The organism is Methanomicrobiales archaeon (assembly GCA_030019205.1).
Classification (GTDB): Archaea; Halobacteriota; Methanomicrobia; order Methanomicrobiales; family JACTUA01; genus JASEFH01.
This window is the reverse complement of sequence record JASEFH010000007.1, coordinates 21,597-36,082: the sequence shown is the minus strand read 5'-3', so window position 1 is coordinate 36,082 and position 14,486 is coordinate 21,597. Positions and strand designations below refer to the sequence as shown.

The 14,486-nt window shown below is 62.6% G+C and carries 11 protein-coding genes; 4 read left to right on the top strand and 7 right to left on the bottom strand.

Annotated elements, in window-relative coordinates; translation table 11 throughout:
• Positions 1-163: 163 nt before the first annotated feature.
• The 5 genes from QMC96_05670 to QMC96_05650 all read right to left on the bottom strand — a co-directional run bounded on the left by QMC96_05670 (position 164) and on the right by QMC96_05650 (position 6,713).
• Complete coding sequence (locus tag QMC96_05670; GenBank protein ID MDI6876244.1) at positions 164-955, bottom strand: winged helix-turn-helix domain-containing protein; 792 nt, start codon at positions 953-955, stop codon at positions 164-166.
• A gap of 175 nt (positions 956-1,130) precedes the next feature.
• Positions 1,131-2,333, bottom strand: coding sequence for a type III PLP-dependent enzyme (locus tag QMC96_05665; protein ID MDI6876243.1), 1,203 nt, complete (start codon positions 2,331-2,333; stop codon positions 1,131-1,133).
• Positions 2,334-2,355: 22 nt separating this feature from the next.
• Positions 2,356-3,798 (bottom strand): saccharopine dehydrogenase C-terminal domain-containing protein, encoded by a 1,443-nt coding sequence (locus QMC96_05660; protein MDI6876242.1) that lies wholly within the window; start codon positions 3,796-3,798, stop codon positions 2,356-2,358.
• A gap of 328 nt (positions 3,799-4,126) precedes the next feature.
• Positions 4,127-4,837: a DUF6498-containing protein gene (locus QMC96_05655; GenBank protein ID MDI6876241.1), complete on the bottom strand. Its 711-nt coding sequence runs from the start codon at positions 4,835-4,837 to the stop codon at positions 4,127-4,129.
• A gap of 475 nt (positions 4,838-5,312) precedes the next feature.
• Positions 5,313-6,713, bottom strand: coding sequence for a PKD domain-containing protein (locus tag QMC96_05650; protein ID MDI6876240.1), 1,401 nt, complete (start codon positions 6,711-6,713; stop codon positions 5,313-5,315).
• An 834-nt stretch (positions 6,714-7,547) separates the two neighbouring features.
• On the opposite strand from QMC96_05650, the gene QMC96_05645 reads away from it, so the two are divergent.
• The 4 genes from QMC96_05645 to QMC96_05630 all read left to right on the top strand — a co-directional run bounded on the left by QMC96_05645 (position 7,548) and on the right by QMC96_05630 (position 11,914).
• Positions 7,548-8,051 carry a restriction endonuclease gene (locus QMC96_05645; GenBank protein ID MDI6876239.1) on the top strand — a complete coding sequence of 168 codons (504 nt, stop codon included), beginning with the start codon at positions 7,548-7,550 and terminating at the stop codon, positions 8,049-8,051.
• A gap of 622 nt (positions 8,052-8,673) precedes the next feature.
• Entirely contained in the window at positions 8,674-11,247 is a 2,574-nt protein-coding gene (locus QMC96_05640; protein MDI6876238.1) for a PAS domain S-box protein, read from the top strand.
• Between the two features lie 95 nt (positions 11,248-11,342).
• Entirely contained in the window at positions 11,343-11,495 is a 153-nt protein-coding gene (locus QMC96_05635; protein ID MDI6876237.1) for a DUF2795 domain-containing protein, read from the top strand.
• A gap of 83 nt (positions 11,496-11,578) precedes the next feature.
• The gene (locus QMC96_05630) at positions 11,579-11,914 is read left to right on the top strand and encodes a hypothetical protein (GenBank protein MDI6876236.1); all 336 of its coding nucleotides are present in this window, start codon (positions 11,579-11,581) and stop codon (positions 11,912-11,914) included.
• Between the two features lie 23 nt (positions 11,915-11,937).
• On the opposite strand, the gene QMC96_05625 is transcribed toward QMC96_05630, so the two are convergent.
• Both QMC96_05625 and QMC96_05620 read right to left on the bottom strand, forming a co-directional pair.
• Positions 11,938-12,792, bottom strand: coding sequence for a peptidase S16 (locus tag QMC96_05625; GenBank protein ID MDI6876235.1), 855 nt, complete (start codon positions 12,790-12,792; stop codon positions 11,938-11,940).
• A 470-nt stretch (positions 12,793-13,262) separates the two neighbouring features.
• A complete protein-coding gene (locus QMC96_05620) occupies positions 13,263-14,486 on the bottom strand; it encodes an ABC transporter permease (GenBank protein ID MDI6876234.1) in 1,224 nt (407 codons plus the stop codon).

Sequence of the window (14,486 nt, the reverse complement as noted above, 5' to 3'; positions counted from 1 at the left end):
CCGGGATTTAATACAATCCGGTGGTTGAATTACAACGAGATTGAAAATTTTAACGCGATTTTATGGATCCGGAGATATTCAGGATAGGATCACCGTTTGCCCCCGAACCGCTCCCGGCACACTGCATCGAGAACCCGGATTTCCAGGCAAGGCGATCCCGCCGTTAGGACAGCATCTTTTTCGTTACTTCCCGGGAGAGACTCCTGTAGTGCTCGAAGAGTTCCTCCCCCCAGGCGCGGGCGGATGGGTCGAAGCTGACGATGTCCCGCTTGGGATCAAAGACGCCGTTCCTGAAGAAGAACGATACCGAGAAGAAGATGTCGGTCACGACAAATGCCAGTCTGATATCATCGGGGAATACATAGAGGTGCGCATTCTCGTACTGCAGTCCCCGCATCAGTTTATCGCTGTAGTCTTTCTCGATCTTGGAATACGCACCTTCCGTGAGCAGAAGGGAGATCTCCATGCCCCTCTCGGCCAGCCGCAGGAAGAACTCCGGGTAAATGGGATGGACGAACGGAGCGATCCCGACAAGTCTCCTCGATCGCAGGATGTTGTCCAGGAACTCCCGGTGGGGTTCATAGATCTCTTCGGGATTGCCCTCGACGATCTTGATATCCCCGAGCTCTCCTATCCGCGCCAGCAGGCGAGGGGGGATGGCACTGTGATCGTGCTCATTCCAGAACGCACCCAGTCTTTCGAGGACGTTCAGGGTTTTTATCAGGGGCTCCAGATGCGCGGCGACGATCTCGCCCCGATCGGTGAGCCGGTACCGTTTCCCATCCTGTTGCACCAGATGATTCTCTGCGAGGATTTTGATCTGGGGCAGCATACCGGTGGCAGTGACCGCAAGGGAGGTCTTTATCTCCTCCCAAGTTTTCGGACCGGACCGGAGAAGAAGGAGGAGCCCTTTGCGCTTCTCCGAGGATGTGACGATCTGTAAAAGGTCTCCCATTCCCATATGAGTATCCGATGCAGGATTAAAAGAATCTTGGGTTCTGGAGAAGATCCGTCCTGCCTTCCCCGGCGTCAGGACCACCGCTCGACCGCGGCGATAGGGGCAGGGCGGAGAGAGGATGGTTCGAACCGCCCTGCTCTTCGGCGCGCGGGTCTCAGCGATCGGGTAGTAACTACTGGTTGATGTGCACCACTTTGGCCGGCGGGAAGCCGTTGAAGCAGGTCGAGGAGGCGTGGGAGTAGGCTCCGATGTTCTCCGAAAAGACCAGGTCGTTGATCTCCAGGTCGGGGAGCTCGGCGCTCTGCGTGATCGTGTCGAAGGCGTCGCAGGTCGGTCCGAAGACGGCGGATATTCTGGTTTCGCCATCCTTGAAGGCCCGGACGGGATAGAGGCAGTGGTCGAAGATCTGCCCCGAGTAGGTGTGGTAGACCCCGTCGTTTATGTAGTAGCAGGGCTTCCCGTCGCGGACCGCCTTGCCGATCACCTTGGCGACGAGTGTGCATGCATTCGCCACCATGAACCGACCGGGCTCTGCCAGGAACTCCATATCGGGGGCGAAGAGGCGCTTCATCTCGGCATTCAGTTTCCGCGCCAGCGTGCGGAACGACTTCACCGACGGGTTGTACTTCACCGGGAACCCCCCGCCGATATCCAGGATCCTGATCCGCTGACCAGCACGGGTCTCCGCTTCTTTCAGGATGCCCTTTGAGATCTGCAGGGCCTGGATGTAGTTCTCGAAATTGATACACTGGCTGCCGACGTGGAAGCTCAATCCTTCAACGACAAGACCGCTATTGAAGGCCTCCAGGATCAGGTCGACCGCCTCCCCGGGATGGGCGCCGAACTTGGAGGAGAGCTCCACCATGGAGCCGGTGTTCGGGACGCGGATCCGCAGCACCAGCCCGGCATGGGGGGCATAGCGCTGGATTTTTCTGAGCTCTTCGCAGTTGTCGAAGGTGACGAGCGGCCTGTACTGGTCCAGCACCTTCAGGGTCTCGATCGGCTTGATGGTATTGGCGTAGATGATCCTGTTCCAGATCCACTCCTGGCGCTCCCGGGCGGGCATGTTCTTGATGTTATCGTAGACTATCATGAACTCGGGCATGGACGCCACATCGAAACTGCAGCCCATGTCAAAGAGGGTCTTGACGATGCCGGGATTGGAGTTGGCCTTCACCGCGTAGTAGGCCTGGACATTGGGCAGGTGCTCTCTGAACTCGCGGTAGTTCTCGCGGATCTTCTCGTGGTCGATGACGAAGATCGGCGTGCCGTATTCTCTGGCCAGATCGTGCAGAAGCTCCTTCTGCTCGTCGCTGATATGCGGCACGCCGTTGGTATGCCCGCCTTTGTGGGGTGATTTTATGGCTGCAGCCATGGGGGATCCCTTCTAACGTGGTTTACTGCACGAATATGAAGTTTTTGAATTGCCAGATATCTCTGCAATCCGGGTTGTTTGCAGGATTCTCTCTGAAATAAACGGCCCGATTCTTCAGCGGCGTCCAGTCCGACGGGCCGCTCCTGAACTCCCCCAGGTAGGGGCGGGCGATGTTCAGCACGTATTCGTGCGGCAGATCGTCCGGCAGGCAGAATCCGCAGCGGGGATTCTCGATCATCCACATCACCGCAGCGACCACACCGATCGCCGTCTGGATCGTGGTCGCGTTCTGCGCGGGGAGGAGCCTCCTCGCCTCCTCGATCGTGAGGATGCTTCCCGTCCACCAGGAGCCGTAGGGGTGCCCCATCAGCAGGGCGCCCAGGATGTCGGCGCCGGAGACGATCTCGGTGTCGTCCATGATCCGCCCGCTGCCCTGCAGTTCATAATTGCGGCAGCGCAGCTCGTGCAGCGAGACGATCGTGGCATCGGAGGGCATGTAGGCGTAGTACACCGTCGGGCGGTAGAGCGCCGTGCCATTGTTCCAGACCGTCCAGCGGTCGGAGATGCCGAAAGCCTCGCCGTGGCGGATGAGCATGCCCACGATCTCGCAGTCCGGAACCCATGAACGCACCCAGGTGTTCATGCCCATCTGGGCGAGCATGATCTGGTTCTTCGGCCCGACGGGCGGCACGTGCGCCAGGGGCGGGAGCTCCTTCTCGTGCGTCCCCCACCCCAACTCTGCAGGCGCCGTGCCCTCCTCGCGCAACCCCTCGATGCTCCAGGTGCCGACGAACTCGTCCACCCGTTTGGGCCTGTGAGAGATCTGGGTGTCCCGTTCGGAGCAGTGGATCACCTTGATCCCGACCTCCATCGCCAGCTCGGCAAACCGCCGCTGCTCGATGAAGGCCTCGAGCAATGCGGGATCGCGGGCGATCCCGTCGGCGATCATCCTGCGGGCGATGTCGATCAGCCCCTGCCGGGCGAAGTGGGAGATCAGCCCCGGGTTGGCCCCGTGGTCCACGACGCAGGTGGTGGCGCCCTGCCATTCCCGCGCTATCTCGCGCAGGCGCATGTGGCGGCAGTAGAGGGACTTCTCGTAGGGGCTGGCAGTGAATCGCTCGCTGTAGGAATCCCAGACCTCGACGGAGGCATTCACGTAGAGCACCTCGTGATCGTGGCACCACCGGAGGATATCGCCGCAGTCAATGTTCCAGGCCAGATCGATCAGGAGTCCGCCCGGAGCCAGGTACTCGGAGAGGACGGTGTCCAGGTTCTGCGGCGTGATCTCCCGCTGGAAGAAGCGGATGCCCCTCTTGGTCCAGGGCCCGAGCTCCTGCGACTTGTCGAGAGTGTCCAGGATCGTGATGTTCTCGAACGGTACTGCGATGTGCTTGAGCAGAAGGGGCAGCACGCACCTGGCAACTGCACCATAGCCGATGATCAGGACAGGGCACTTGAATTCCATCGATATCCCCTGGGATCGAACCGTTGGGAATGGAATCTGCATCTTGGTCCGATCACTGTGGATTCTATTGCCTGAAAAAATGTGATTACTTGAACCGGGATCCGGCCGCAGGATGGGCGGGGATCGCCCGGGCGGCGATCGCTGCCGCGCGGGCAGCGGTGTCAGGGACCCGCGGGGGGGGGGCGCGTCTCCTGCCCCAGGCGGCACCCCGCACGCCGACCTCCCCCGGCCGCCGGGGAGCCTGGCGCCTCTCGCCTCCGAAGGTGCTTGGCAGGGGGTGCAGAGATGCAGCGATCCGGGCAGCGAAGATGCCCAGGGCCTGCACGCATCAGGACTCGAACGCCACCGGCGGTATACCCGCACCGATCCGCGGCAGGCTGCCGGTGTCTCCTGCTCCCCGCCCGCGTGCTCGAAGAGGTGCATGGCCGTATCGGCTGCCGTCTTCAGGAGCATGTAGAGGACGGGCCCGAACCCGCTCAGGAAGATGAACGAGAAGACGATGGCGAGGTGCATCGGGACGATCCGGGCGCAGGGGACGAGCAGGACGCGGCCCAGGTGCTGCCGGCGGAGGGAGTCGGCCCGGTAGTTCAGGGCGAAGGAGAGGGCGTGGTTGAAGAAGAAGAGGAGCGCCCCCCGGGAGGACGAGGGGGGCGACATCCGCGGTCAGCGGGACCTCGGTCCAGAGGAAGGCCATGTAGCCCAGGTGAAAGAATCCGTAGTAGTGGACTGCGAAGAACCCCGCAAGGCTCCGCAGCGACTGTCTCGTCGGGGCTACCGGCATGCCGTTCGAGGTCATGCCATCGGTGGTGAACTGCCGCAGCGAGAGAATCTTGAAGAACTGGAAGAAGCCGATGATGACGCTCTGCGACCAGTTGATCCAGAGCACGGTCCCGATCTCCCCCTGCTGGTAGAGGGCCAGGGCGAGCACGCCGATGTTGGTGACGATCAGGGCCGCGGTGGAGGCGTCCACGGTGTGGACGACCCGGGACAGCCCCTCCATCCTCTCCCTGCCGGCGAATGTCCCGGGGGTTGCGGGCATGCCTGAGCGTGGGCAGCGGGAGGTAAAAAGGCGGCCTGATTCATTCTGGTGACGGGACCGAATCCTGGATAGGAGACGGGCGGCATGCAGGAATTTCCCGTCGGTCGTCCCGATACGTGAGCGGGGTGCAGCCACGGATCCTATCGGGCAGAACGGCGGCGTGGATGGGCTTCCGGGCTCACTGTCGGCATGAACATGGGTGGGAGGGTGGCGATCCCGGCTGGGCAGCGATGCAGACCCGGGGATGCCCTTCCGGCCAGAAGGCGGGGACTGCGAGGGATCCCGGGAGTGCAGGATCGGGATCGAAGGGAACGGTCGTCCGCCGTGGCAGCGGCTGCAATCCTGCGGGTGCCTGGCCGCAGGAGCGCCTGGCAGACGGCCCGCGTGCAGCCTCCGCTGCGGATCGTGCACCGCCTCTTCCGCTATCTCCCCCTGCTGCGGTTGCAGCTGGATCCCCCTGAAAAAGGGTGGGGGATTACGTGGTGTTCGTTCCTGTCTCGTTCTCCGGGGCGGGAACTTGCATGGTCTCTACGGGCGGGGCGGCGATGACCGTGATGTCTCCCGTATCCGTGCAGAACGTGCCATCCGTGAGGGTGACGTCCAGCGTGACCGGGAAGGTTCCTGCTGCGTTGTAGGCATAGAGCGGATTCTGCTCCGCACTGGTATTCCCGTCGCCGAAGGTCCACAACCACGTATCCGCGGTGGCGTTGCAGCCCTCCGATATGCTCACCTCGCCCTGGAACATGACATCGCTATCGATCTGCGGCGTCTCGGGGCTCCAGGTGAGGTTCACACTACAGTTGCACACCGTGGGGGCTTCCGCGACCACCGGGACCTCATGCGTTGCCATGCAGACGGTCTCGTTGTCGAAGGTCACGTCCAGCTCGACGGTATAGTTGCCAACGGTCGCGTAGGTGTGGCTGACCTCCTCTCCCGTGCCGCTGCTGTTGTCGCCGAAGGTCCAGTTCAGGATGCGCCCGCTCAGGTTGCAGGTTCCCGTGGTGTTCACGACTGCGCTGAAGTCGAGCGATTCGTTGACTATCCCCGGCTGCGGCATCCAGGTGAAATCGGCCGTGCAGTTGCAGGGCACCACGCCGATGGTGACGTTTCTCGTAACGTTGCAGGTGTTGCCGTTGCCGAGGGTGACCATCAGGGAGACGGCGTAGACACCGCTCTCCTCGAAGGCATGCGTGGCGTTCTGCCCGAAGGTGGCGTTGCTCTCATCCCCGAAGTCCCAGGTCCAGTTCCGCACCGTGACGGTATCAGCACAGGTGCCCGTGAGGTCGTAGGTTCCGCTGAAGTTCACGCTCCCGTTCGCCATGGGGCTGTCCGGAGTCCAGGTGAAGTTCGCGGTACAGCCGCACGGTCTGCCGGACGGCGGGCAGGTGAATCCCGCGGGACAGTTCCGCTGCGGCGGGCAGACGGCTCCCGGAGGACAGGGCGGGCCGTAGATCTCGGCGCAGTCGGGGCATATCGCCGTGCATGCCTCGTCTCCGTTGATCCTGTAGAGGACGAGGCCCCATCCTTCATCTGTCTCTTCGTAGTAGATCACGTAGTCGCAGGAGATGGCGGGAGCGATCTGGTCGATGGTGTCGTTCGTCAGCTGGTACTCCCTCCCGGACGTGAGGTTGTACAGGAAGATCTCCCAGTCATCCCCCTCGCGCCGGTCCTGGTAGACAATCCGGTGGCCGAAGATGTCCGCATGGACGGCCGTGTCGGGAAAGATCTCCAGGGAAACGGTCTGTCCGGGGATCCCCGGTTCTCCCGTCGTGAATGTTCCCTCTGCAGGGGCCGAAACGGCCGGGGCGATCAGGACAATCGGTATGATCACCAGCATGGCAGCCAGCAGGGCATACTCTAGTTTCTTGGAGCTCATGGTGGAGTTAAGCGCTGAACATTCTATTTGAACTTTAGTATAGATTGACTATTATATTGACAATATGCGGCTGTAATCTGCATCAGGAGGACTCCGGGGTGATCTTCGGATCGGGAGGCCAACGTATCCACCCTATCAGTGGCGTGAATATCGCAATTGACGAAAAAAAGGGAGGGAATCCAGGAAAAAACCAATACCTCCTTTCAGTTCAGACTCCGAAGCTGTAGCGGGCACCCATCCGGCATCCCCCCTCTCCGGGTGCCGTTTGCGCGATTGCGGGATCTCCGGAGGCCAGAAGAACGGGAAACGAGGCAAATCGAGCGGATGGGCCTACCGCGGATCAGACCGCTCTTCAGCGCAGGCGGGTGTTCCGGTACACGCCCGCTCGGTATACAGGATCCATCCGGCATGCCGCGCCAGGGCGGTCTATGCGGAGCCCGGGGCGTTCTCTATGGCCTGATCCGCAGTCTGCGGATATCCTGAAGGCCGAGCCGGCCCTTCGGGGGAGCACGAGACCCGGCGGAACCCGAGGCTCGAGAAAAACTGGACAACGCCCTCATGGTGCTGGCATGCTTTTCGTGCTGAAAAAGGCTGGAGAGCAGGCAGCCTCCGCCCTGGTACAGCCAGGGCATCGGCTTCGGGGGATGCGAGTAGCCCTATCCGCCTCCTCCGCGTTCTCCTCGAGTTCAACACCGGATTTTTATTAAAATAGTTAAATAAATTCGATGCCACATAACTACGGCAATACATCCTGCACATCAGGGATGCCCGCACCGGTGTCCGATTCCGGCACGCCGCGGGCAGGGCGCCTTCGCATGCAGAACGGAGCCGCCAATGCCGCCCTTCCCCGATAGACCAAAAGAACGATCCCGCTGGATCCCCATCAGAGCCATCCTGACAGCCATCCTCTTTCCGCCGTCCATCCTCCCCTGGCTCATCCCGGGCGCCCTCCGGGTGCGAGAGGATCCGCCGGGGTGCGACGATCGCCGCCTCCGGTGCGGCATCGACACCATCGACAGGATGCGGGGCGCCGGGTTCGAGGCCTATCCGGGGCTGCTCTTCCAGCGCTGCGGCTACGCGGTTGAGCGCACCCCGAACAGAGGCGACTTCGGGGCGGACCTGATCCTCCGGAAGGGCAGGGAGATCATCGCCGTCCAGGCCAGGCGCTACATCACCAGCGCGGGGGTGGCTGCCGTCCAGGAGGTCGCCGCCGCACGGAGCCACTATGGGGTCGAACGGGCCCGGGTGGTCACCAACAGCTACTTCACAAAACCGGCCTGCCATCTGGCCCGCTCCAACCGGGTGATCTGGTGGACCGCGACGGGCTCCTGCGGCTGATGGAGAGGGTGCAGCCGGTCCGCTCGCCGGTTAAACTCCGGGCCCGGAACTATCCGGTCCGGCAGAGCTGGCCGGCGCGACCCTATCCGGCGAGCTCTGCGGGGCGGAACAGGCAGAGGAGTTGGGGAGCGCGGGGAGACGGCAGGGGCAGCGAAGGTATAAATATTGCAATAACTATTGGATGCGTTGCAGTTCCTGCTGGAACGAAAGAGTAACTTCGCTTGCCGGTTGCGGCGGGAACTGCAGCCGACCCGGAGATGGCGCGGCAGCCATTCTTGCCTGGCTTTTAGGGGCGGATCTTTAAGAAGGAATCGGCGTGCTGCTGCCCTCGCTGTTGATAATCCTCCTTGGCATTCTCGCGGCCCGTTACGAAAGCCCCTCCCGTGCAGGGGATAGGATCTCCTCCGTCGCCCCGCTCGGGAATCCGTCTGCCGGAGAGGCCCCAGCTCCTGCTGCCGTGCCCAGGATTCACGAAAGGGTCTGGATGCAATTGCTTTTTCCTTTTGCGGTGTCAGATACTATTATTGCTGTTGGTTAATAAATTTCTGAATATAAAAATTCACGCCAGAACGAGCAGATAACCTAAATAGTCGTACAATCGCGCAATCGGACGCATACGGGCATGGAGAGGCATATCGATGCATTCTGGGCGGCGATGGAGACGCACGACCGGACGGCAGGCGAGACCTGCACAGGGCCTGCAGATCTCCTCCGGTTCCTGATGAACCACGTCCTCGACGCGACGGTCATCCTGGACTGGGACGGCACGGTCCTGTTCACCAACCGGGCGGGTGCCGCCATGGTCGGGCTGGAGGATCCCAGGAAGGCCATCGGCAGGAATGTCAGGGACTACCTGTTCCCGGATTCGGTGGCAGCCGCAGTGGCGGACCTGGAGCAGGTGCGCCAGGGGCGGGGCGGTTTTTTGAACGAGTACCACATCCGCACCCTCTCGGGCGAGGACCGCTGGATCGAGGGGCTCGGCACGCGAATCGACGTGCAGGGCAGAAGCGCCAATCTGGTCACGCTGCGGGACATCACCAAGCGGAAGCGTGCCGATGCGGTCAGCGGGGTCGCGGACGGGCTCTACCGCCAGGTGGGCGTACAGGAGCGGTTCGATCTGGTGCGGCTGATCTCCAATATCACCGCGTGGTTCATGCAGGCCAGCTGCGAGAGCATCGATGCTGAGATCGCCAGGACGATGGCTGCGATCGGCACCTTCACGGGGGCGGACCGGAGCTACATCTTCCTCTTCTCCGAGGACAGGGCCACGATGAGCAACACCACCGAGTGGTGCGCTTCTGGAGTCGAGCCCGAGCAGGCGAGCCTGCAGGATCTGCCCACCGCCGGGTTTCCCTGGTGGATGGAGCGTCTGGAGCGGGGCGAGACCATCCGCATCCCCGCGGTCCACGCGCTGCCCGATGAGGCCGCAAGCGAGCGGGAGATCCTGGAGGCCCAGGGGATCCAGTCGCTGGTGGCGGCGCCGTTTGTCTCCCGGGAGGGTCTACTGGGGTTCATCGGGTTCGACGCCGTACGGCAGCGGCGGGACTGGACCGAGGAGGACGCACTCCTCCTCAAGCTCGTGGGCGAGATCATCTCCTGCGCCCTGGTGCACAAGCAGACGGAGACAGCTCTCCGCACCAGCGAGCACCGCTTCCGCGCCCTGATCGAGAAGACCTCGGACTTCATCATGATCCTGGATGCGCAGGGCAGGATGGTATTCATCAGCCCTCCGATCGAGTGGATCGACGGTTTCCCGCCCGAAGTCCTGGTCGGGCGGAGCGCCTTTGAGATGATCTACCCCGAGGATATCCCCCGGGCGATAGAGTTCTTCAAAGACCTGATGCAGCACCCCGGCATGAGCGCCACGTTCGAGGCGCGGTTCCTCGGCCCCCGCGGGATGCACTGGATCCACACCAATGTGACCAACCTCCTGCAGGACCCGGACGTGCGGGGCATCGTCATCAACGGGCGCGACATCACGCAGAGGAAACAGATGGAGGAGGCGCTGCAGGAGAGCGAGGAGCGCTACCGCACGCTCTTCGAGGAAGCCCCCCTTCCCCAGTGGCACGAGGACCTATCCGCGGTAAAAGGCTTCATCGACGCGCTTCGCCGTGACGGGGTGCAGGACATCTCCGGCTACTTCGAGGACCACCCGGAGGACGTGGACCGCTGCGCCGGCATGGTGAGGATGCTGCATGCCAACAAGATCTCCCAGAGTCTGGTGGGAATGAGGAGCACGACCGACCTCTGGAGGAGCATCGATGCCCACTTCGCCCCGGGGTCGCATGGCGTATTCCGCAGGGAGCTGGCCGCGTTTGCGGAGGGGAAGAAGACCTTCGAGAGCGAGACGCCGTATCGCACGCCAGCGGGGGAGATCCGCCGCGGGCTGCTGAAAGTGGCGATGGTCCCCGGATACGAGAATACCTGGTCCTGCGTGATCGTCACGCTGATGGATATCACCGAGCTCAAGCAGGCGGAGGAGGAGACCCAGCAGTATGCCAGGAGGCTGAAGCAGAGCAACGAGGATCTGGAACGCTTCGCCTACGTGGCCTCGCACGACCTCCAGGAGCCGCTCCGCACGATCGTCTCTTTTACCCAGCTGCTGGAGAGGCGGTATCGGGAGAAGCTGGACGCCGCTGCAACCGAGTACATCGAATTTATCGTATCGTCCGGAAAGCGGATGCAGGCCCTGATCAACGACCTGCTGGAGTACTCCCGGATCACGACGCAGGGGAGAGCATTCCAGCCCGTGACTCCAGATACGCTGATCCAGGAGATCCTGGACCTCCTGCACCTCGAGATCGAGGAGACGGGGGCCGCGATCACGCACGATCCTCTCCCGGCAGTAGTGGCCGATCCGGTCCAGCTGCGGCAGGTGTTCCAGAACCTGATCACCAATGCGATCAAGTTCCGCAGGCCGGGGATTCGACCGGAGATTCGCATCTCGGCACAGCCCTTGAACGGCATGGTGCGTTTCTCGGTCTCGGACAACGGCATCGGGATCGAGCCGGAGTACAGGGATCGGATCTTTGTCGTCTTCCAGCGCCTGCACACCATGGAGCAGTACCCCGGCACGGGCATCGGGCTGGCCATCGTGAAGCGGATCGTGGAGCGGCACGCAGGAAGGATCTGGGTCGAGTCCGAGCCGGGAAAAGGCTCGACGTTCCACTTCACCCTGCCGGCGGCGGAGCGATAGGGCCTGCAATCCCGCTGCCAAAACTATTAAGTCGGATGCACCGCGTAAGGGCTGCCCGGGCGGGATTGCAGCGCACGATTCCATGGGGGGAGAGTATGGAGTATCCAAGCGACGTCCCGAAAGACAGGAAGAAGCTCCTCGAGATGGCAGAGAGGAACAAGGCGCCCGAGGCGATCAAGGAGATGATCCGCCGGATGCCGGACAGAGAATCCGAGGATGCCGCTGCGAGCGCTGGCGAGAAGACGTAGGGCATCCACCTCTTTTTTCCCGCGGACGAATGCAAAACGGCCTCCCTTCCGGGGGGCAATACTGCGAGAGGAGCTCAGAGGATATGCTGGGGACATTTTTTGCCCGGTACGGGAAGGCCTTCAACGGGTTCGACGTCGATGCCATCCTCGACGCGGATGCAGACTGCTCCATCGGGGCAGCCCCGCCCGGCGGCGCCTGCGCCAAAAAAGACGACAGGCTGCGGGCAGCGTTATCGCAATCCTGCGATATCTATAAAGATCTCTACGAGAGGAACCAGATCGCGGCGGTGCGGGTCGTCGAACGAAAAGAGAGGCCGATCACCGGCTTCTGCTCGAGTTCGACCGTCGCCCGGGGGCTCTTCCGGGAGCACGGGAGCGAGGTCTACCGCTTCGACGTCACCTGCATCGTGCCGATCTAAAGCATATTTCCCTGGAATGCCCGTCACGCGGACAGTATTCCCAGGGCTCTTCCTACATCCTCGATCGTATCCACGTAACCGACCTGGATGCCGACCTCGCTCTCGATGTACTCCTTTGCGTCTACCACGACGGGCTGCTGGTAGACGCGGGTGAACCTCCCGAACCGTTGCGTGGTCTCCACAAGCTGCACCAGTTCCGCGTTCTCCCGCGGCAGCAGAATGATCCTTTTTCCGCTCTCCTTTGCCGCCTGCGACTTCTCCAGCACCCCCCCGATGGCCCCGACGTGCCCGCCCGCATCGATGGTCCCCGTCAGCGTGACGGAGGAGTCCGGCGTCTCCCCGTTCAGAGCCGCGATAGCGAGCGCTGCCATGAGGGCGCCGGCGCTCGGCCCGTCGACGGCCGGCACCTCCGCATCAGCGCGGATGCTGAAGATTACGTCGCTTGCAGACAGCGATCGGTCCGTCACGTTCTCCGCCACCCGCACGGCGGTGTTGGCCGCGTCCTGGAAGACGATACCCATGAGGGGCTCGGTCTCGACGAGCACTCTTCCCTGGCCCGGCTGGATCTCGACGGAGATGTCCAGCATGGCGCCGCGGGTGACGACTTCCCCCATCCAGTAAGGGTAGCGCTCGTCCGCCTGGATGCTCTGCAGCACCGCCGGTCCCTGCAGGGTGGCCGAACGCGATGCCGGCGATCCGTTCGCAGCATTCTGGAGAGTGAGCACACGGGCGTCCAGAGAGTCGATCTTCCGCTGGAGGTCCGCGATCGTCTGCTCTTCAGAGGACGGCTGCAGAAATGCCTGGTAGACATTGCCGGTCAGGGAGGCGATCAGGAGTACTGCCAGAACGATCGTGCTGGTGGTTCTTCTGTCCATCATCTGCATCACAACCCTTCCTGCGCCTCAGCGCCCGCACCCCGTATCCCGAGGCCTAAACGACCAGCCCGGTGCACGGGAAACACGATATGGCGGTATCATGCACAATCCCAAACCCGCGGGAATGACGTGTTATGTTCATCGTTCTTCTCCGTCTTAAGGTACTTGCTGTTGCCCTGGTGCCGCCATGCCGTGATGTGGGATGCCTGAGCCAGCCACCAGCGCCTCTCCAGAGACGCCGGGCTGCGCGGGGGGTCGTCCTCGATCGCTCCCGGCGAAGTAACTGCCGGCGGCAGATTCGGGCCCTCTCCTGTCCCGAGGCGATCCCGGCGCGGGCGCACCCGATGGGGCACCTGCGCAGCTGCAGGGGACGGTGAGTGCGAGGATGACGATGGCAATGGTGGTGCCGAGCTGGACGCACCGCGCCGGACAGATCCTGCCATATGTATGCTCCTTTAAAAAGTGGTTGCCTCCTACTCCGCCCGCAGCGCTTCGATCGGATCCAGGTTGGATGCTCGCCAGGCCGGATACACACCGGTGACGACACAGACGACAATTCCGATGAGCATCGCGGTGATCACGTAGGCCAGGCTGTCTGCCGTGAAGAAGTACTCCGTCGTCCCGACCATGCCGAGCACCACGATATAGCCGATGGCCAGGCTGAGCGCCGCCCCGATGCCTGCCCCGACGATCCCCAGGATGCCCGCCTCGTAGACGAACATCAGCAGGATCTCCCTTTTCTGGGTGCCGATGCTCCGCAGGATCCCGATCTCCCGGATCCGTTCTGTAACGGACATCATCATCACGTTGAAGATCGAGACTGCCGCGACCACGAGCGAGATGCCGGCGATCGCCATCACGAACGCGGTCATCGTGGAGAGCGTCGACGTGATGGACTCCAGCATGCGGCTGCTGTCCTGGACGGTGACCGCCTCGGCCTTCCTGTTCAGCTCCTCCTCGATCGCCCCCTTGACCGTCGCCACGGCAGCGATATCCTTCACCACGACGTTGACCTGGTCGTACTGCCCTTCGCCGCCGTACATGCCCGTGTAGAGCTTCTCGCCCCCGACGATCGCCGAGTCCGTGCTCAGGTCCATCGACATGCCCCGCTCCTCCAGGATGCCGACGACCCGCACCGTCGTGGTGGTTCCCTCGTCGGGGTCCCCGATGTCGAGTTTGCTCCCTATCTTCAGGCCGAAGCGTTCTGCGAGTCTCGGCCCGACGACGACCGAGGTCGTGCTCTTCGGGTAGGCCCCGTCCGCCAGGGGAAGGATCTGGGGCATCACGTCAGTCGGGAGGCCGTACACCGTCGCTCTCCCCCGGCGGTCCCCGATCTCGATGGTGTCGGTCTTGCGGTAGACGGGGTACGCCGTACCGGACGACCCGACGACCTTCTCGATGCTGCGGAACTGCTTGTCGGTCAATTTCTCATCGTCGCTGCTGGAGGCGCTTCCAGCGATCCGGATGCCGCCCCCCCCGAAGCCGCCTCCCATGCCGCCGCCGGTATAGGCCTGGACGACCAGGATGTTCGCCATGTCGGAGAGCTCGTCGGTGACCGAGAGGGTCATGTTCGCGCCCATCATGCCCATCGCGGCGATGGCAACGACCCCGATCACGATGCCGAGGGCGGCGAGGACGGAGCGGAGGAAATGAAGCCGCACGCTCCGCAGCGAGAGCTGGAAGGTGATGTTTCCCAT

What these genes read in the sequence shown, in the direction of transcription:
- QMC96_05670 (MDI6876244.1), bottom strand. Translation starts at nt 955, where the DNA reads ATGGGAGACCTTTTACAGATCGTCACATCCTCGGAGAAGCGCAAAGGG.
- QMC96_05665 (MDI6876243.1), bottom strand. Translation starts at nt 2,333, where the DNA reads ATGGCTGCAGCCATAAAATCACCCCACAAAGGCGGGCATACCAACGGC.
- QMC96_05660 (MDI6876242.1), bottom strand. Translation starts at nt 3,798, where the DNA reads ATGGAATTCAAGTGCCCTGTCCTGATCATCGGCTATGGTGCAGTTGCC.
- QMC96_05655 (MDI6876241.1), bottom strand. Translation starts at nt 4,837, where the DNA reads ATGCCCGCAACCCCCGGGACATTCGCCGGCAGGGAGAGGATGGAGGGG.
- QMC96_05650 (MDI6876240.1), bottom strand. Translation starts at nt 6,713, where the DNA reads ATGAGCTCCAAGAAACTAGAGTATGCCCTGCTGGCTGCCATGCTGGTG.
- QMC96_05645 (MDI6876239.1), top strand. Translation starts at nt 7,548, where the DNA reads ATGCCGCCCTTCCCCGATAGACCAAAAGAACGATCCCGCTGGATCCCC.
- QMC96_05640 (MDI6876238.1), top strand. Translation starts at nt 8,674, where the DNA reads ATGGAGAGGCATATCGATGCATTCTGGGCGGCGATGGAGACGCACGAC.
- QMC96_05635 (MDI6876237.1), top strand. Translation starts at nt 11,343, where the DNA reads ATGGAGTATCCAAGCGACGTCCCGAAAGACAGGAAGAAGCTCCTCGAG.
- QMC96_05630 (MDI6876236.1), top strand. Translation starts at nt 11,579, where the DNA reads ATGCTGGGGACATTTTTTGCCCGGTACGGGAAGGCCTTCAACGGGTTC.
- QMC96_05625 (MDI6876235.1), bottom strand. Translation starts at nt 12,792, where the DNA reads ATGATGGACAGAAGAACCACCAGCACGATCGTTCTGGCAGTACTCCTG.
- QMC96_05620 (MDI6876234.1), bottom strand. Translation starts at nt 14,486, where the DNA reads ATGGGAAACATCACCTTCCAGCTCTCGCTGCGGAGCGTGCGGCTTCAT.